Source organism: Nocardia sp. CA-290969 (assembly GCF_050936135.1).
Classification (GTDB): Bacteria; Actinomycetota; Actinomycetes; order Mycobacteriales; family Mycobacteriaceae; genus Nocardia.
In genome coordinates this window covers 6,940,827-6,959,093 of the sequence record NZ_JBNJNJ010000001.1, presented here as the reverse complement: position 1 = coordinate 6,959,093, position 18,267 = coordinate 6,940,827, and the positions used below count along the sequence as shown (strand labels likewise).

Sequence of the window (18,267 nt, the reverse complement as noted above, 5' to 3'; positions counted from 1 at the left end):
CGGCTAACCACACCGACCGCACCCGACTCAACGGAGAGTGAGTATCACAATGGGTCATTACAAGAGCAACGTCCGCGACCTGGAGTTCAACCTCTTCGAGGTCCTCGGACTGGGCAGCATCCTGGAGTCCGGCGCCTACGGCGACCTGGACACCGACACCGTCAAGGAGATGCTCAACGAGGTGCGTCGCCTGGCCGAAGGCCCGCTGGGTGAATCCTTCGCCGATGCCGACCGCAATCCGCCGGTCTTCGACCCGGAAACCCATACGGTCACCCTCCCCGAGTCGTTCAAGAAGAGCTACCGGACCCTCCAGGAAGGCGGCTGGGACACCTTCTCCGTCGACCCCGAACTGGGCGGTATCGATATCCCGCGCACCGCCTACTGGGCCATCGCCGAACTGATCCTCGGCGCGCAGCCCGCGGCCTTCATGTACGCCGCCGGCCCCGGGTTCGCCAACATCTTCTACAACAACGCCACCGAAGAGCAGAAGAAGTGGGCCAAGATCGCCGTCGAGCAGGGCTGGGGCGCCACCATGGTGCTCACCGAGCCCGATGCCGGCTCCGACGTCGGCGCGGGCCGCACCAAGGCGGTCCGGCAGGAAGACGGCTCCTGGCATATCGAGGGCGTGAAACGCTTCATCACCTCGGCCGATTCCGACGACCTCTTCCCGAACATCATGCACCTGGTGCTGGCCCGCCCCGAGGGCGCCGGCCCCGGCACCAAGGGTCTTTCGCTGTTCTTCGTACCGAAGTTCCACTTCGACCACGAAACCGGTGAACTGGGCGAGCGCAACGGCGTCTTCGTCACCAATGTCGAGCACAAGATGGGCCTGAAGGTTTCGGCCACCTGTGAGGTCACCTTCGGTGGCCACGGCATCCCGGCCAAGGGCTGGCTCGTGGGCGAGGTGCACCAGGGCATCGCGCAGATGTTCGAGGTCATCGAGCACGCGCGGATGATGGTGGGCACCAAGGCCATCGCGACCCTGTCCACCGGCTACCTCAACGCGCTCGACTACGCCAAGCAGCGCGTCCAGGGCGCCGACCTCACCCAGATGACGGACAAGACCGCGCCGCGGGTCACCATCACCCACCACCCGGATGTCCGGCGCAGCCTGGCCACCCAGAAGGCGTACGCCGAGGGCCTGCGTGCGGTGTACCTGTACACCGCGGCCCATCAGGACGCCGACGTCGCCGCGGCCGTCTCCGGTGCCGACGCCGATACCGCCGCCCGGGTCAACGATCTGCTGCTGCCGATCGTGAAGGGCGTGGGTTCCGAGCGGGCCTACCAGTACCTGACCGAATCGCTGCAGACCCTGGGCGGTTCCGGCTTCCTGCAGGACTACCCGATCGAGCAGTACATCCGCGACGCCAAGATCGACTCGCTGTACGAAGGCACCACCGCCATCCAGGCACAGGACTTCTTCTTCCGCAAGATCGCCCGTGACCGCGGGGTCGCGCTGGCCCATGTGGCCGGCCAGATCCAGAAGTTCATCGACTCGGAGGCGGGCAACGGCCGGCTCAAGGCCGAGCGCAAGCTGCTGGCCACCGCGCTCGAGGATGTGCAGGCCATGGCCGCCACGCTCACCGGCCACCTGATGGGTGCGCAGGAGCAGAGCGACGAGCTGTACAAGGTGGGCCTGGGTTCGGTGCGCTTCCTGCTCTCGGTGGGCGATCTGCTGATCGGCTGGCAGCTGCTGCGCCAGGCCGAGGTCGCCGGGGCCGCGCTGGACGCCGGTGCCGACGGTGCGGACAAGGCCTTCTACCAGGGCAAGGTGGGCGTCGCGCAGTTCTTCGCCCGCAATATCCTGCCGGAGCTGACCGCCACTCGCACCATCCTGTCGAACCTCGACAACGACATCATGGAGCTGGACGAAGCGGCCTTCTGATCCGATAGGACTCGGCTCTCGCCGGCGGCCCGGAATTCTCCGGGCCGCCGGCTTTTTTATGGGCACCGCAGTTCTGGAGATCGTTCGAGAGTGCGCTACCGAAGCGACGAGTGGCCGAAGTGCGAACGCAGCGGAGAACTCTGATGGGGCACCGAACGTGAAAATGCGGCGCAGAACTTCCCCCCACTTCAACGTATATCGCACAGGGGGTCTTGCGGCAAGACCCCGGTCGTGCCGCAGAATTGCCCGCCGGACCCGGTCCGCTACCTCCGGCTACCGCCGGTAGCTGCGGAAACCCCGGGTCCCGCGAAGTATCACCGGCCGCGGCGGTGCGGGCGCGAACCGGCACGGATTTCGAGAGATGGGCAGTTCATGTTCGATGTGATCATTACCGGCGGTGGGCCCACGGGCATGATGCTGGCGTCGGAATTGCGATTGCACGGCGTGCACGTGGTCGTGCTGGAGAAGGAAGCCGAACCGTCCGAATTCATCCGCGGCACCGGACTGCACGTGCGCAGTATCGAGATCATGGACCAGCGGGGCTTGCTGGACCGGTTTCTCGCGCACGGAACCCGGTATCCCCTCGGCAGTCATTTCGCCGGTATCAGTAAACCCATCCCCGGCGGGCTCGACACCGCCCACCACTACATTCTCGGTATCCCCCAGCCGGTGACCGATCGCCTGCTCGCCGAACGCGCCGCCGAACTCGGCGCCGAGATCCGGCGCGGCCGCGAACTCACCGGATTGGACCAGGACGAAGCCGGTGTCACCGCCGAACTCGCCGACGGCACCCGGCTGCGGGCCCGCTATCTCGTCGGCTGCGACGGCGGCCGCAGCACGGTCCGTGAACTGCTCGGCGTGGAATTCCCGGGCGAGCCGTCCACCACCGACGTGCTGCTGGGCGAAATGGCGGTCACCGCATCCCCGGACACCATCACCACGGTGATGACCGAGGTACGCAAGACCGAACACCGGTTCGGCCTGATGCCGCTCGGTGACGATCTGTATCGCGTGGGAGTGCCCGCGGCGGGAGTGGCCGCCGATCGCTCGGTTCCACCGACCCTGGCCGAATTCTCCGAGCAGTTACGTGCCTACGCCGGCACCGATTTCGGGGTGCACGCACCGCGCCGGTTGTCCCGGTTCGGCGACGCCACGCGGCTGGCCGAACGCTACCGGACCGGACGGGTGCTGCTGGCCGGGGACGCGGCACATATCCATCCGCCGCTGGGCGGGCAGGGTCTCAACCTCGGCGTCCAGGACGCCGTCAACCTGGGCTGGAAACTCGCCGCCGAGCTCGCGGGCTGGGCCCCGGACGGCCTGCTGGACAGCTATCACACCGAACGACATCCGGTGGCCGCCGGCGTGCTGGTGAACACCCGGGCACAGTCCGAGTTGCTGTCCACCGAGCCGGGTCCGCGGGCGGTGCGCGAGTTGCTGTCGGAACTGATGGACTTCCCGGAGGTCACCCGGTTCCTGCTGGCGAAGATCACCGCGCTCGATATCCGTTACGACTTCGGCGCCGGGCCGGACCTGCTCGGCCGGCGGCTCCGCGATATCGAACTCACCCACGGCCGCCTCTACGAACGGATGCACAGCGGCCGCGGTCTGCTGCTCGACCGGACCGGCCGGCTGTCCGTCGCGGGGTGGGCCGACCGGATCGACCATATCGCCGACCCCGGCGCACAACTCGATGTGCCCGCCGTCCTCCTGCGACCCGACGGGCACGTGGCCTGGGCCGGCGACGATCAGCAGGAACTGCTCGACCGGATACCTCGGTGGTTCGGTGCCGCGGTCGGGCACGCGGGCACCACCGCCGTGGCAAGATAGCCTGCAGAACCGCGCAGCTCCGCAGGAGGACACCGAGAATGACTCGCCGCCGCCCGCTGTCCGTACTAGTGCGCGCCGGGGTCATGGGTGCCGCCGCGGCGCTCGTCTTGGCCGGTCCGGCCGCCGCGGATCCCAACAATGTGAATCCCATTCCCGGGATCAACGGGGAGCCCCGGGGCCTGCCGCCGCTGCCGGGCGAAACCCAGGCCGTCTACCAGGTGACCGGGATGGACAGCCCCAACAGGACCGAGAAGGTGAACGTCCTCGGCACCGATCTCGGGGTGATGTGGGACGACGGGGCCGGCACCATGCTGACGGCGTTCGGCGATTCCGCGGGGCTGGGGGTTCCGAATCTGCTGGCCGGCAGTGTGTGGGCCTGGACGAGCAATGTGATCTTCTACAGCCACACCAAGTACCCGGCGCAGGGCATCGTCTTCGACGGCGCCACCCCGAACCCGCTGCCCAGCCCCAAGATTCCGGGTATCGAGATCAGCCTGATCCCCACCGCCGGGATCGCGGTGGGCGGGGTGCAGTACATGAGCATGATGTCGGTGAAGGAGTGGGGAGACCACGGCAAGTGGACCACGAACTTCTCCACCCTCGCCTCGTCCGGTGACGGCGGGCGCACCTGGGCGCAACTGCCGACCACCCGCCGGGCGAATGTCGGCGGCCACGAACGTTTCCAGCAGAACGCGTTCGTGAAGGACGACGGCTACGTGTACCGGTACGGCACCCCGGCGGGACGCGGCAACCCCGGCTTCGTCTCCCGGGTGCGCGAGGCGGAGATCGCGAATATCGATGCCTACGAGTACTGGGACGGCCGCGGCTGGAAGGTGAACGATCCGCTGGCGGCGGTACCGATCGTCGAAGGTGTGGCCGAGCTGTCGGTGCAGTGGAACGATCACCTGCGCAAGTTCGTCATGCTGACGACCGATCCACACAATTCGGTGGTCCTGCGCACCGCGGACTCCCCGCAGGGCCCCTGGAGCACACCCCGGGTACTGCTGGAAGCCGCCGCGCTGCCCACCGCCTACGCACCCATGATCTTCCCGTATCAGACGGGTAGCGACCTGTACTTCCTGCTCACGGTGCACCGGCAGTACAACGTCCTGCTGATGCGCACACCGCTGTAAGCGGGCGCCTCACCAACCGGTCGCGCCGGAGCCCGGGCAAGTTTCCGGAAGGCCACCGGCTGCGGCAGATGTTGTGGGACGGGCCGCCTCCGGTGCGACGGCCGCTGGCGGTTCGGCCAGGGCCCGGCCTCGTCAGCCCTGAAGGGACGGTGACGAGGTCGCGTCCGGACTTCGGCGGCGCGCCGGATCTTGTGCCGGGTCCGCCGCTGCCGGCCTACCCGAGCGGGAACACCCGGCACCCCTCGGGCGGCGGAATCAGCGGTTTCCGGCCCGGTTCGTGGTGGGGCGGCTGCCTTCGTTACCGCTGCTCGGTGTTGTCGTCGGGGCCGGGGTGGTGGTCTCGGGTGATTCCTCGTCCGATTTCTCGTCGTCCGGGGAAACGCATTTCACCTCGGGAACCGGGTCGTATTTGACCGTCCGGGTGTGCCGGGAGATTTCCTGGCCCGTGTTGATATCGGTGATCACCCGGGTATCGGAGATCGTGAAACCGGGGGCTCCCGTGGAGGCGATGCAGTCGTCGCCCGCGGGCAGGGTGATGGTTTCCGGTTCGGTCGGCTTGGTTTTCTCGCCGGTGATCGATTCGACGTTCACGGTTTTGGTACCCCAGATCCGCACCGTCACCTCGGAACTGTCGGCGAAGGCCTGGATGTAGACACCGTGCGGGGAGTTGTTGCGGAACTGTAGATCGATGGCGCCGTCGAAAACGGTGGCCTCCCGGGCGGCCGGGTAGCGGGAGATGTAGTAGCTGTGCTCGGTATGGCCGGCGTCCTCGAGCCCGGCGAAGTACGCCGCGTTGTAGAGGGTGGTGGCGAACTGGCTGATCCCGCCGCCGACCGCCTTACTGGGACGGCCGTGGTCGATGATGCCGGATTCCACGTATCCCTCGGCGGCGCCGCGGTGACCCGTATGCCCGTTGAGCGAGAAAGTGTCGCCGGGCTTGACGACGGCGCCGTTCACTTCCTGGGCGACCGTGCGGATGTTCACCCCGGACGGGCCCGAGAAACCGCTGGTGGTGAACTCACCCACCACCTCGGTGATGCCGAGGGATTCCGCGGCCTGGGTGGTGAGTTTCGGTTCGATGCGCTCGTAGATCGCCGGGGTGGTGCGCGGGGCACCGGCGGCGGCCAGCATCGCCGGCAACTGTTCCAGCGATTTCGCCCAGTTGATCTTGTCGCCGACCACGGCGGGTACCACCGTGGGGGCACCGGAGAAGGTGAACGTCGCGTCCTTGGGCTCGACCTCGGTCGGGGCGAGCTGCGGCGCGAGCAGATCCTGCGCCACCTTGTGATCGAATTCGACCCGCAGGCCACCGTGACCGTCCGGCACGAAACTCACGATCGCGGCAATCTGCTCGGGGTTCAGGGTCGCGGTCGCGTTGCCCTTACCCGAATACGCGACCGGCGCACTCACGGCCGGTTCCGCGATCTGGTGCAGTGCCGCTTCGATGGCGTCGCGGCGGACCGCCGGCGGCGCGGGCGTGACGGGCAGATCCAGGGTGCTCGCGGTCGCCCACCGATCGGTGAGCACCGTGCGCGCCGCGGCCAGATCCAGGATCCGGCCGGGAACCGGGTTCACGGCGACCGGGCGGGTGCCCTCGAAGGCGATACCGCCCTCCACCGGCGGCTGATCGTGCACCCGCAGTTCGTCGAAGGTACGGGTGAGCGCGGCCTCGTCGACCGTGCTGGCCACCGTCACCTCGCGCGTCGCGACGAAGGACAGCAGCCGGGCGGCGGGGTTCAGCGGCTGGCCGCCCACCCGGTCCCAGGTACCCGCCCAGTCCACGCCCAGACCGGCGGCGCCGGGCACCAGCTGGGTCTGCACATCGGCGATCTTCACGGGAACGACTTCACCGGAGCGGGCATCGAGCACGCCCTGCAGTTTCGCGCGGGCCGCGTCCTGTTCCATTCCGCCGATCGCGACCCCCGCGACCTCGACACCGCGCGGGACCTTGCCCGAGGTCATCACCAGATCGGCGATATAGCCGACCAGCGCGATACCGAACACGACGGCGGCGACCAGCAGGATCCGCCGGGCGGACGCGGAATCGCGCAACAGCGTGCGCGCACCCGACAGCGGGCCGCCGGAACCGTCGTCCCCACCGGAACCGCCGGGACGTGGGCCCTTCGGCGGCGGGGGCGGAACCGGGCCGCGCTCGCCGAGCGCATCGGTGGCGGCGGTGTCCGCGGAATACGCGGGCCACGGTGCTGGATCCTCGGACAGTCGTTCGGTGAGCGGGGCGGAATCGAAGACTTCCGTGGGGGCATCGGTTTCGGGGCCCGCGGAGCTGTAGGCGCCGGGCGCCTGGTTCGCGACAGCCGGTCGCGGCAGCTGCTGGGTCGCGAAATCCGAGCCCGCCGGATCGGGGCCGGGACGCTGCGGTTCCGCGGCGGGTGCCCGGTGGATCTCGGTGGGCTGATCGGCGGCGGGCCACTGAGGTTGCGGGCGCTGCGGTTCAGGAGCCGGCCCCCGGTGGGGCGCCGTGGGCGAATCGGCGGCGGGCGGACGGGGCGCGTGCGCCGGATGGCCGGGCGCGGGCGGTTCGGCGGCGGATGGCCGGGGCGCCGGGGCCGGGTAGCCGGTGCCGGGCGGCGAGGAGGCTGCGGGGCCGGAGGTTTGGGCGGAACCACCCTCGGATACAGAATCTGGGGAGGCAGGCCGGCTATCGGCGCCGGGTGCACCGGCGGCCGGATTCAACCACGAACTGCCGCCGCGCCAGCCGGGCGCGACGGCATCCGCCGGATTCGGTTGTACGGGCGGTTGCGACTGCTGGGCACGGCCGGGGCCGTATCTGTCGTCGCTCGATTCGCCACTGCCGCGGCCGGTGTTCGATTCGCCGCTCACGAACCGTCCTCCCCAATCGCTATGTCCGGGGACTCGCGGGTGCGAGCCTTCGCCAACGATAGTTGTCCGAACTGTAATCTTCAGTGCCTGATCGATCACAGCTGCGCCATCGGGTGACCCGTACAGCGACTCATTTGTGACACCGCGCGGCGGCCGGTGGCGTCTGGCCAGGTGACACTGCGCGGGTGTGTCCGAACAGCAAAGTGGCCCCGTGTAGTCGCCGGGTCGGGGGTCAGGCGAATACACGGAGCCAACCGGTATATCGGTGCCGCGTACGGGTCGTTACACCCGGCCGCGCGGAAATTCGCCCGGCGGCGGGCACAATCGACTACGACGTGCGATCCGGACCTCCTACCCAGGAAAAGGGGACGTGAGATGCAGTTGGGGATGATCGGGCTCGGCCGGATGGGCGCCAATATCGTGCGGCGGATCGTCGCGGCCGGGCACACCGCGGTGGGTTGTGAACGCCACGAGACCGTGCTCACCGATCTCACCGCGGAACTCGGCGAGAGCTTCCGCGGCAACACCGACCTGCGGGAGTTCATCGCTTTGCTGGACACCCCGCGAGTGGTGTGGGTGATGATCCCCGCAGGCGCGACCGGGGCCGTGATCGATCAACTCGCCGAACTGCTCGAACCCGGGGATATCGTGATAGACGGCGGCAACAGCCGCTACCACGACGATATTTCCCGGGCCGCGAAACTCGGCCCGCTGGGTATCCACTACCTCGATATCGGCACCTCCGGCGGAGTCTTCGGCCGCGAACGCGGCTTCTGCCTGATGATCGGCGGCGAGGAAGAACCGTTCCGGCATGTCGAGCCGCTGCTACGCGCGATCGCGCCCGGGGTCGATGCCGCCCCGCGCACGCCGGGACGTTCCGGCGAACCGAGCGCCGCCGAACAGGGCTATCTGCACTGCGGCCCCGCGGGCGCCGGGCATTTCGTGAAGATGGTGCACAACGGCATCGAATACGGGGCCATGGCCGCGTACGCGGAAGGACTCAACATCCTGCACAAAGCCGACTACGGGCGGCGGGCGGCGAGCGAGTTCTCCGCCGAGGAGACACCGCTCGAACATCCCGAGTACTACCGCTACGACATCGATATCGCCGAGGTCACCGAGGTGTGGCGGCGCGGCTCGGTGGTCGCGTCGTGGTTACTCGACCTCACCGCCGCCCAGCTCTACGCCGATCCGAACCTCGATTCCTTCGGCGGCCGGGTCTCGGATTCCGGTGAGGGCCGCTGGACCCTGGACGCCGCGATCGATATCGGTGTCCCGGCTCCGGTGCTCTCCGCCGCCCTGTTCCAGCGCTTCGCCTCCCGCGGCGAATCCGAGTACGCCGACAAAACCCTCTCCGCCATGCGGGAAGCCTTCGGCGGCCACCACGAACTCCCACACACCGAATAGAAAGGGCGATGGCCCGGTGCGGAACACCGTCGCCAGGCCCAACCATATGTGCGTGTGTGCGTGCCGGAACAAGGCGACGGCAGCACGCTCCGGACCGCACCCGCCACGGGGGACAGGCGCCGATGGCCGCGGCCATCGGCGGTTGCACTCCCGGCTCCCATTGCGTCGAACCCACCGGCGCCGGCGAGCTCCCTGCTCCCGCCGGCGCCGATTGCCCGACCCGAATCCGATCTCGCCGATCTCGCCGCTGCGGTGGCCGCCGGCGCGCCGCGACCCAAGACCTGCCCGTCGAGTCCACTTCCCGCCTTCGCCGATGCCGACCGGTTCGCACCACTCGGCGCGTGCGGCACCGGCAACCATCCCAACGCGGGCGACCCGTTCACCGCCCGGCCACACGGTGCCCCGACCCCTCGATCGGGGCACCTGATCGCCCTGCAACTCCGCCACATGGGTCCGCAGCCCCTATCCCCACCACCGCAGTCCGGGCCCCACTACGCAGGACACCCGTCTAGTTCACCTCAGCGGTTCGGGGTCCGCCTCGGATCTGGACTGACGGAGCGGGGAAGCGAAGCGGAGGAGGGAAGATTCGAGACCAAGGGGACCCCGGACCCGCGGCGCCGAAGGCGGCGCCAAAGATTCAGCGTTCGATGATGGCGACCACGCCCTGACCGCCGGCGGCGCAGATGGAGATGAGTGCGCGACCCGACCCCTTCTCGGCCAGCATCTTGGCGGTCTGGGCGACGATGCGCCCGCCGGTGGCGGCGAAGGGGTGCCCGGCCGCGAGCGAGGAGCCGTTCACGTTGAGCTTGCTGCGGTCGATCGGGCCGAGGGCGCCGTCGAGACCCAGCCGTTCCTTGCAGTACTGGTCCGACTCCCAGGCTTGCAGGGTGGCCAGTACCACCGAGGCGAACGCCTCGTGGATTTCGTAGTAGTCGAAATCCTGCAGGGTGAGGCCGTTGCGGGCGAGCATCCGCGGTACCGCGTAGGTGGGGGCCATCAGCAGGCCGTCGGGGCCGTGGATGTAGTCGACGGCGGCGACCTCGCTGTCCACCAGATGCGCCAGCACCGGCAGGCTGCGTTCGGCGGCCCATTCCTCGCTGGACAGCAGGACGGCCGAGGCGCCGTCGGTGAGCGGGGTCGAGTTACCGGCGGTCATGGTGGCATCGCCGAGCTTCACCCCGAAGACAGGTTTGAGGGTGGCGAGTTTCTCGATCGACGAATTCGGGCGCAGGTTGTCGTCGCGGGTGAGCCCGAGGAACGGGGTCACCAGGTCGTCGAAGAAACCGCGCTCGTAGGCGGCGGCCATGTGCTTGTGCGACAGGTAGGCCAGTTCGTCCTGCGCTTCGCGGGCGACACCGAATTCCTTGGCGGTGATCGCGGCGTGCTCGCCCATGGACAGGCCGGTGCGCGGTTCGGCGTTGCGCGGGATCTCGATGCCGATCATTCCGGGGCGGAGCTGGCCCACCAGCTTGAGGCGCTCGGCGTTGGTGCGGGCGCGGTTGGCCTTCAGCATCCATTCGCGCATCCGCTCGCTGACCCCGATCGGGGCGTCGGAGGTGGTGTCGGTGCCGCCGCCGATACCGGCCTCGATCCGGCCCGCGGCGATCGCGTCACCGACGGTGACCACGGCCTGCAGGCCGGTGCCGCAGGCCAGTTGCAGGTCGTGGGCGGGGGTGTAGGGGCTGAGGGTGCTGCCGAGCACGCTCTCGCGGATCATGCCGTGTTCGCCGACCCGCTTGAGGACGGCGCCCCCGGCGACCATGCCCAGGCGTTCGCCCTGCAGTCCGAAGCGGCTCACCAGACCGTCCAGGGTCGCGGTGAACATGTCCTGGTTGGAGGCCTGGGCGTAGGCCTTGTCGGAGCGGGCGAACGGAATCCGGTTGCCGCCGAGGATGGCGACCGGTCGGGTGGAACGGGGTGTGGTGGTCACTCGGGTCTCCCAGGTTGTCGAGTTGGCGAGAGGGTCGGGTGTTTGCGGCCCCGGAGCCGCGGTACCCGGCCGCGGCGGCCGTCGCCCGCCCGCGATCGGTTTACGATAAACTTACTCCGGAGTAAGTTCAATGTCGACACCGGCTCCGGCGCCGCAGGTCAGGGTGCGGTCGGCCACTGCGGGCGGCACCCCGCGGCGGGCCGGTGAACGGCCGGTACGACACACAACCGAGCAACAGAAAAGGTGGGAACAGTGGCAGCCAAGAGCAAGGGCGCACCCAACCTCTACGGATCGTTCGTCAACTCCGCGCCCGGCGGGTTCCTCGCGAACAAGCTGGGCCTGCCGAAGCCGGAGAAGCTGCGGCGCTACGTGCCCGGCGAACCGCCGCTGCCGGGGCCGGTACTGCTGGGCGGTAAGGGTCGCGTGGCCGACCCGCTGCGCACACTTCTCTCCGGCGACTACACCTTCGCCGATTCGCTCACCTCGGGCACCAAGTACGGCGCCCTGGTGTTCGATGCGACCGGCCTCAACAGCATCGACGACCTGGCCCAGCTGTTCCAGTTCTTCCAGCCGGCCATGCGCAGCATCGCGCCGTCGGGCCGGGTACTGGTCATCGGCACCACGCCGGAACTCGCCGGTTCGGTGGAGGGCCAGATCGCCCAGCGCGCGCTCGAGGGTTTCACCCGGTCGGTGGGTAAGGAACTGCTGCGCGGCGCCACCTCGCAGCTTGTCTACCTGCATCCCGAGGCGGGCCCGGCGGCGACCGGCCTGGAGTCGACCGTGCGTTTCCTGCTGTCCGCCAAGTCCGCGTTCGTCGACGGCCAGGTGATCCGGGTCGGTAAGGACGATGCGACCGCCCCGGCCGACTGGAACCGCCCGCTCGACGGCAAGGTCGCCGTGGTGACCGGCGCCGCGCGCGGTATCGGCGCGACCATCGCGGAGGTCTTCGCCCGCGACGGCGCCACCGTGATCGTCGCCGATATCCCGGCTGCCGGGGAGGCCCTGACCGAGACCGCGAACAAGGTCGGCGGCACCGCGCTGGCACTGGATGTCACCGCGCCCGACGCCGCCGAGCGGCTCGCCGAATTCGCCACCGAACGCTTCGGCGGCATCGACATCATCGTGCACAACGCCGGCATCACCCGCGACAAACTGCTGGCGAATATGGACGAGGGCCGCTGGAACGCCGTCCTGAACGTCAACCTCGCCGCACCGCACCGCATCACCGAGGGCTTGGTGGCCTCGGGTGCGCTGAAGGCGGGTGGCCGGGTGATCGACGTTTCCTCCATCGCCGGTATCGCGGGCAACCGCGGGCAGACCAATTACGGTGCCTCCAAGGCCGGCGTGATCGGCATGGTGAACGCCGAGGCGCCCGCGCTGGCCGAGAAGGACATCACCATCAACGCCGTGGCCCCCGGTTTCATCGAAACCGCGATGACCGCCGCGATCCCGCTGGCCACCCGCGAGGGCGGGCGTCTGATGGCCTCGCTCAACCAGGGCGGCGAGACCGTGGACGTCGCCGAAACCATCGCCTATTTCGCGAGCCCGGCGTCGAACGCGGTGAACGGCAATATCGTCCGTGTCTGCGGCCAGAGCATGATCGGCGCGTGATGACCGAAACCATCACCCTGGACGCGCCCCCGAAGAACGGCAGCCTCTATGTGAAGGCGGCCCTGGGCGCGGTGCCGCTACCGTTCGGCTCGGGCCGGAAACCGGCGATCCCGGACCGGGAGGTCCGGCTGGAGGGCCTGCGGGTCGATCCGGACCATCTGGCCGCCTACTGCAGGGCGACCGGGTTGCGGTTCGGCGATACTCTGCCGCTCACCTATCCGTTCGTCATCACCTTCCCGATGGTGATGAAACTGGTGGTGCAGCGCGATTTCCCATTCGTCGCGGTGGGCGCGGTGCACGCGGAGAACCTGATCGAACGCACCCGCGATATCTCGGTGAGCGAACCGCTGGATATCACCGCCCATATCGAGAACCTCCGCGAGCATCCCAAGGGGCTGCTGGTGGACGCGATCAGTGAGATCCGGGTGGGCCGGGAACTGGTGTGGCGCCAGGTCACCACCTTCCTGCACCAGCAGAAGACATCGCTGTCGGGTGGGCCGAAACCCGAGCCGAAACCGGAAGAGGTCCCACCGCCCCCGCTGCGGACCATGAAGGTAGATCAGCAGACGATCACCCGGTACGCGAACGCCTCCGGCGATCAGAACCCGATCCACACCTCGGCATTGGGAGCCAAGGCGTTCGGTTTCCCGCGCGCCATCGCCCACGGAATGTGGTCGGCGGCAGCGATCCTGTCCACGCTGGAGGGCCGGATCCCGGACAACGCCACCTATGCGGTGAAGTTCGGCAAACCAATCCTGCTGCCCTCGACCGTGAACGTCTACGCGGACCAGGTGTCCGAGGGCTGGGAACTAGCCCTGCGACACCCCAAGAAGGGGTATCCCCACCTCACCGCCACCCTGCGCTGAACCGCGCCGTAGCCGGGTGTAATAGGCAAACCCCCGCCCCACGAGTTCCGGGGCGGGGGTTTCGCGCGAAATGCCGGGCCGAGCGGACGGTCGGGCTGCTACTCCGGCGAACGGATCCCGCGGGTGAAGGCGGCCCACGTATTCGGCTCTAACACCAGCACGGGACCGGCCACATCGTTCGAATCACGGACTCCAACCGAGTCGTCGAGGTGCGCGACTTCCACGCATTCGCCGCCGGCCTGGCTGTAGCTGCTCTTTAACTAGAGATCGTCGGGCAACAGGCGGAACGCGGCATCACCAGTGAGCGGGGTAACTGCACGGAAATCACGTCGGTCGAGCGTCAACACCTCCACAGTTTCGTATCTTTCCGCCAATGAAACATTGGTGGCATCTGTGAGATCCAGGCGCAAGGCCAGGTATCTGTTCTGTACCCTGCGCGCGACCCGCAACAAGTCTGCCGAGACCGTGGGTACTTCGATGCGTCCGGTGCGCTCTTGCGCCAATAACCAATCATTCACCGCGTAGGCGGCTCGACGATTGAGATTTCGGGTGGTGATATGTTCGACTTCGAGCAACACAAGCGGAGAGACGATGGTCAGCGCCGCCTGCTGCAGCGCTGCGCGAGCGCAGACGTGCTCAGGATCCGCGGAGTTGAAAGCGGCGACCAGACCTGAGGTGTCGCCGATCACGATCATCCAGCATCGGCTTCGGTGTTGGTGATCGCTTCTAGCACAGTGCTATCGATTTCATCGGCCGACACCGCGTGCCCGTAGTCGAGTACGGGGATATCCCACTCCTCATCCCATCGGCGAGTGCGTATCGCGGCCAGATGAAAAGCTTCACGAAAATACTCGGACTCCGGCCGCCCTTCACGTGCCGCGGCCATCTTCACCAGCTCGAGGTCGGCCTCGTCGACCATGACCGTCGTCTTCTTCAGACCCATAAGGTTATGGTACCCGCACCATAACCTTTGGGCGAGCGGAATTTATCACCAGCGCTCCCCAGATCCGGTATAACCCTACGATGACCAGGTGTTTTCTGGGGTGGCCTTGACCGACGATGGCATCGAGACATCAACCAAGCGTAGTTACAGCTCCGGCCCGCGTCGACAAGGGGCTCTCCGGCATCACCGGACCGCGCCGGACTGGATAACGCTTTCACCGCCTTGACTGCGGCGGCCACCAAGCATCGGTGCCGCCGCGAATCCGTCGTTGACGATGCCGAGATCACCACCGTGGTCGAGTTCCAAGCGATCCCGGGTTTTCGACACTTCTCGGTCAGTCGACGAGTGCGGTGAGAAACGTCAGGATGCTTCCGGAAGGCGGAACCGACTCATCCAGGACCGCCGTGATACTGATCGACGAGATGCTGATAGAAGCTGTTCTCCGGCGAACCCAGAGCGATTTCCCGCAGACCGACAGTGACCTTGCGGTTGGCGACGGAGGAGTATCCCTCCTTTTCCAGACCAAGGCCCTGAACCACCAGTTGTACGAGCTCGTCCAGTTGCTCCTCGGTCCCGTAGACCGCCAGGCGGCATTCGACCGGAACCTTTGCCTGCTCGTAGCGGTCCTCCCATGCTCTCGTCGAGCGCTACAACCGGACCGAAGGCGGTGAAGCACGGTATGCGGTCCAATCCCTCGAGCTGATGGACACTCTCCTCGAGAGCCGATGCAATTGGATGAATGCCCTCGCCATCGAGGGCGCCGGGCCTTGAATCATCTGGCAAGCTCAGCCCCACAGAAAACTCCCACACTTCACGCTCATCGTCGACCAACGCAAACCCTTCCTGCTATTTCTTCGTTTAACTCTCGACCCGAGAATGAAGGGATCAACTGACCACAGAGGAGGGGTCGATGGGCGGAAGTCCTTGGTCGGAGGACCTGACGGCCGAAGAGATGCGGGACCGCCTTGTGGGTCTGCCGATGGCGGATCTCGTGGCCAGGTGGTCGGTCGGTGACGAGTACGACGACTACTACGAGGCGGTCGCCCGGGAGCTGTACGAACAGGGCGGGCCGGGTGTCGAGGTGCTCACACAGGAGTTGGCCGGAGGCAGGGTCTCGCAGCTTCGCGCAGCGCTCACCGTTTTGGCGATGCACCAGGGCAGCGAGCCGGCGTTCGCCGAGTACGTCAAGGCGCTGGCGGGTGATTCCGAACCCGTGGTAGCCGCGGATGCGGTCAGGCTTCTCGGGTCATTCGGGATGACAGAACTGGGTGAACTGATCCGCGGAATGGGGGACCACCCGTCGCCGTTTGTGCGAGCCGGCGTGCTCGACTATCTGGCTCGAGCGGAGCCGGAGTCGGCGTATCCGGCGTTGATACAAGGCCTTCGTGATAGCGCCTACGTCGTGCGTGAGACCGCCGTCGATGCGCTCGACGACCTCGACTTGACGGAGGCGATCACCTCGATCGAGCTGTTGCTGGAAGACCCTCACGAGGATGTTCGTCAGGCTGCGCGGACTGCTGTGGACAACCTGCGCGATCGTGCCGGCTCCGCTGGCTGAGTGACGGCGCACGCTCGGAGTGCGACGGCAGTGCTTGGCACGAATATGGCGGCCGATACCGCGCCCAAAGAAAATCCAGCAGGCCGAGAAGTACGAAGGTGACCGCACCAAACAGAAGCGCGGTCGGAAGAAGTAGCCGAAGGAACGAGGAAATGACGATACGGCAGTACACAGTCTCGCACTTCTCTCAGTCGAACCCGGCCGGAGACAGCCAGAGCGATATCACAGCCTTACTGCGGACCGTGGCGGCCTCGATCGAGGATCTCGGCGATGTGGTTGTGCAGGATCTGATCCTGCACAACGAGATCACCGCTGATGGTCCGTGGCCGTCGATCACGGTCTACTACTCCGACGGGTCGACAGAATAGATTTCGCATCGAGCCGTCCCCCGCTGCGGACTCTGCTACAGGCTTCGACGTGCCAGATTCTCGCTCGATTTATCGCTGAGGGCGGAAAGCTGTTGAATGACAACCGATCCAAGAACTCAGGAGCGCAGAAGTGGCCAAGAGCCCATACATCGCGATCACACTGTTCAAGTTCACCTCGGATGCTCCGGACTATGTGCCTCTGTACAGGGAAGACGTGTCGCTCCTGTACGCGGAATCCGAAGTGGAAGCGCGTGAGCTTGCCGAAGCAAATTTCCGGAGCGATGAGGGGACCTACAAGAACGAAGCCGGCTACAACGTCACCGTCACGCCGACCACAGTGGTCGATGTCGCGGCAGCGTTGATCGACGATGTGTCCGAAGGTGGCGACCTGTATTCACGCCACTTCCGTGACTTCGAGGCCTACTCGAAGTGGGAGCCGATGCTCGACGACTGAGTCGCCGGCAACGAGAAAGCTCCCCGGACATCAGGTCCGGGGAGCTTCGTGACGACTCGGCCTCGAGAGGCCCTATCGGCTCGGCCTAGAGGTTCTTCGGCATCTTGATGGTTTCCGTCGGGGCGTCCGCGCCACTGCTGCGCGGCAGGGTGGTGGTCGGCGCGTCCGAACCGGCGGGGGTCGGTGCCGGGCCGCCGGGGCGACTGCCGGACGGGCCCGCGGTGCGGACCGGGCGGCCGGAGCCGCCGCCCATGACGCCGAGGACGATACCGGCGATCAGGGCGATCACACCGACGATGCCGAAGACGATCGGCAGGATGCGGCCGAACAGCGAGAGCTGGTCGATATTGTCCTTCGCCACGGCGAGCTGCGATTCCACGGTGTCGGTGTCGAAGACCATGTTCGCCTTGAGCGCCTGCACCTCCGGCTTGTCGGCGGAGCGGCCGTAGAAGATGTTCAGCTGCTCGCCGCCCTTGACGATGGTGCCGGTCTGCGGCTCCACCCACACGTCGCGGACGTTGCTGTAGAAGCGCGACATGGTGACCGGCTCCTCGCCGCCCTCGACGCCCCATTTGGCGGCGGGCAGGCTGAGCTTGTTGGTCGGCGCGTTGGAGACCTTGGACAGATCGGTCACCGGGACGTTCTGCCGGAAGTGGTAGACCTTCGTACCGTTGATCTCGGTCTCTTCCTGGAACTCCATATCGGTGGTGGTCCGGGCGAGCACGTCGAAGTACGGGTAGGTCTTCTTCTCGGTACCGATCGGGAACCGGTACTGCAGGCCCGTGCGATGCACCGGTTCGGCGATGCTCTCACCCTTGGTGTTGGTGGTCATCGCGATCGAGCCGTTGGGGTCGGTGGCGACGGGCTCACCGGTCACACGGTCGATGGTGACCCGGTCGACGTAGGCGGTCAGCACACCGGTATCGCCCGATTTGTCGATCCGGCGCAGGGTGTTACCGGCCTGGATCGTCATCTCGTCGGCGTCGGAGGGGTCTTCGACGGTGAGGAAACGCTGGGAGACGAGCGGAACGTTCTCGTTGACCTCGGCCGTGCGCCCCTCTGCCGTCAGCGAGGACGAGTCCAGTACCAGGGCTTCCTGGTCTTTCTGGCTGACCGCGACGGTGGTGATCTCGAGATCGAGGGGAGTTTTGGCCATTTTGCTGACGGTGTAGGTAGGAATCATCAGCGCGGCAACGATCAGCAACGCGCCGAGACCCACGAGCACGCAGGCAACCGTCCTTCTGGTTCCGGCACTCAGTGCCATGCAAAGTCTCCTCGTCGTAGAACACAGGTCGTTCCGCGGGTACAGCGGGGCGCCGCGGCACTCGTGAGCCCTGACACTAACAGCCACATCGGTCCGTGGGCGCTGGCGAGGCCGGAATCGGACCCGAATCGGCAGGAGTTTAGCGCGCATTGTGAAATACCGCCTTCCCCACGCCGCGGC

Annotated in this window: 16 protein-coding genes and 1 pseudogene; 9 read left to right on the top strand and 8 right to left on the bottom strand. The window is 67.0% G+C overall.

The features are described from left to right. The first annotated feature begins 49 nt into the window (after window positions 1-49). From ACQEVO_RS31740 to ACQEVO_RS31730, 3 genes are all read left to right on the top strand, one after another. The gene (locus ACQEVO_RS31740; RefSeq protein WP_432923227.1) at window positions 50-1,885 is read left to right on the top strand and encodes an acyl-CoA dehydrogenase; all 1,836 of its coding nucleotides are present in this window, start codon (window positions 50-52) and stop codon (window positions 1,883-1,885) included. A 372-nt stretch (window positions 1,886-2,257) separates the two neighbouring features. Next, entirely contained in the window at window positions 2,258-3,712 is a 1,455-nt protein-coding gene (rox, locus tag ACQEVO_RS31735; RefSeq protein ID WP_432920096.1) for a rifampin monooxygenase, read from the top strand. Between the two features lie 38 nt (window positions 3,713-3,750). Continuing rightward, complete coding sequence (locus ACQEVO_RS31730) at window positions 3,751-4,845, top strand: DUF4185 domain-containing protein (protein WP_432920095.1); 1,095 nt, start codon at window positions 3,751-3,753, stop codon at window positions 4,843-4,845. A gap of 255 nt (window positions 4,846-5,100) precedes the next feature. On the opposite strand, the gene ACQEVO_RS31725 is transcribed toward ACQEVO_RS31730, so the two are convergent. Next, window positions 5,101-7,686, bottom strand: a complete 2,586-nt coding sequence (locus tag ACQEVO_RS31725) for a VanW family protein (RefSeq protein ID WP_432920094.1) — start codon at window positions 7,684-7,686, stop codon at window positions 5,101-5,103. A gap of 375 nt (window positions 7,687-8,061) precedes the next feature. Here ACQEVO_RS31725 and gnd point away from each other — a divergent pair, with 375 nt between their 5' ends. Continuing rightward, window positions 8,062-9,093 carry a phosphogluconate dehydrogenase (NAD(+)-dependent, decarboxylating) gene (gnd, locus tag ACQEVO_RS31720; RefSeq protein ID WP_432920093.1) on the top strand — a complete coding sequence of 344 codons (1,032 nt, stop codon included), beginning with the start codon at window positions 8,062-8,064 and terminating at the stop codon, window positions 9,091-9,093. A 637-nt stretch (window positions 9,094-9,730) separates the two neighbouring features. On the opposite strand, the gene ACQEVO_RS31715 is transcribed toward gnd, so the two are convergent. Continuing rightward, complete coding sequence (locus tag ACQEVO_RS31715; protein WP_432920092.1) at window positions 9,731-11,023, bottom strand: acetyl-CoA C-acetyltransferase; 1,293 nt, start codon at window positions 11,021-11,023, stop codon at window positions 9,731-9,733. 252 nt (window positions 11,024-11,275) lie between these two features. On the opposite strand from ACQEVO_RS31715, the gene ACQEVO_RS31710 reads away from it, so the two are divergent. After that, window positions 11,276-12,634 carry a 3-oxoacyl-ACP reductase gene (locus ACQEVO_RS31710; protein WP_432920091.1) on the top strand — a complete coding sequence of 453 codons (1,359 nt, stop codon included), beginning with the start codon at window positions 11,276-11,278 and terminating at the stop codon, window positions 12,632-12,634. Beyond that, window positions 12,634-13,500 (top strand): MaoC family dehydratase, encoded by an 867-nt coding sequence (locus ACQEVO_RS31705; protein ID WP_432923224.1) that lies wholly within the window; start codon window positions 12,634-12,636, stop codon window positions 13,498-13,500. The genes ACQEVO_RS31710 and ACQEVO_RS31705 overlap by 1 nt, the downstream gene beginning before the upstream one ends. Before the next feature lie 98 nt (window positions 13,501-13,598). On the opposite strand, the pseudogene ACQEVO_RS31700 reads toward ACQEVO_RS31705, so the two are convergent. The 5 genes and pseudogenes from ACQEVO_RS31700 to ACQEVO_RS31680 form a co-directional block, all read right to left on the bottom strand. After that, window positions 13,599-13,745, bottom strand: a pseudogene (locus ACQEVO_RS31700) (DUF397 domain-containing protein); the annotation flags it as partial. 15 nt (window positions 13,746-13,760) lie between these two features. Then, window positions 13,761-14,195 carry a type II toxin-antitoxin system VapC family toxin gene (locus ACQEVO_RS31695; protein ID WP_432920090.1) on the bottom strand — a complete coding sequence of 145 codons (435 nt, stop codon included), beginning with the start codon at window positions 14,193-14,195 and terminating at the stop codon, window positions 13,761-13,763. Then, window positions 14,192-14,443 (bottom strand): CopG family transcriptional regulator, encoded by a 252-nt coding sequence (locus tag ACQEVO_RS31690; protein WP_432920089.1) that lies wholly within the window; start codon window positions 14,441-14,443, stop codon window positions 14,192-14,194. The genes ACQEVO_RS31695 and ACQEVO_RS31690 overlap by 4 nt, the downstream gene beginning before the upstream one ends. Window positions 14,444-14,626: 183 nt before the next feature. Continuing rightward, window positions 14,627-14,770 carry a hypothetical protein gene (locus ACQEVO_RS31685; RefSeq protein WP_432920088.1) on the bottom strand — a complete coding sequence of 48 codons (144 nt, stop codon included), beginning with the start codon at window positions 14,768-14,770 and terminating at the stop codon, window positions 14,627-14,629. Between the two features lie 62 nt (window positions 14,771-14,832). Continuing rightward, entirely contained in the window at window positions 14,833-14,982 is a 150-nt protein-coding gene (locus ACQEVO_RS31680; RefSeq protein ID WP_432920087.1) for a hypothetical protein, read from the bottom strand. 371 nt (window positions 14,983-15,353) lie between these two features. Between ACQEVO_RS31680 and ACQEVO_RS31675 the strand changes: the two genes are divergently transcribed. The 3 genes from ACQEVO_RS31675 to ACQEVO_RS31665 all read left to right on the top strand — a co-directional run bounded on the left by ACQEVO_RS31675 (window position 15,354) and on the right by ACQEVO_RS31665 (window position 16,823). Further along, the gene (locus tag ACQEVO_RS31675; RefSeq protein ID WP_432920086.1) at window positions 15,354-16,001 is read left to right on the top strand and encodes a HEAT repeat domain-containing protein; all 648 of its coding nucleotides are present in this window, start codon (window positions 15,354-15,356) and stop codon (window positions 15,999-16,001) included. A gap of 152 nt (window positions 16,002-16,153) precedes the next feature. Next, window positions 16,154-16,369: a hypothetical protein gene (locus ACQEVO_RS31670; RefSeq protein ID WP_432920085.1), complete on the top strand. Its 216-nt coding sequence runs from the start codon at window positions 16,154-16,156 to the stop codon at window positions 16,367-16,369. A gap of 130 nt (window positions 16,370-16,499) precedes the next feature. Then, the gene (locus ACQEVO_RS31665; RefSeq protein WP_432920084.1) at window positions 16,500-16,823 is read left to right on the top strand and encodes a DUF4288 domain-containing protein; all 324 of its coding nucleotides are present in this window, start codon (window positions 16,500-16,502) and stop codon (window positions 16,821-16,823) included. An 85-nt stretch (window positions 16,824-16,908) separates the two neighbouring features. On the opposite strand, the gene ACQEVO_RS31660 is transcribed toward ACQEVO_RS31665, so the two are convergent. Then, a complete protein-coding gene (locus tag ACQEVO_RS31660; protein WP_432920083.1) occupies window positions 16,909-18,087 on the bottom strand; it encodes a DUF3068 domain-containing protein in 1,179 nt (392 codons plus the stop codon). Window positions 18,088-18,267 lie beyond the last annotated feature (180 nt).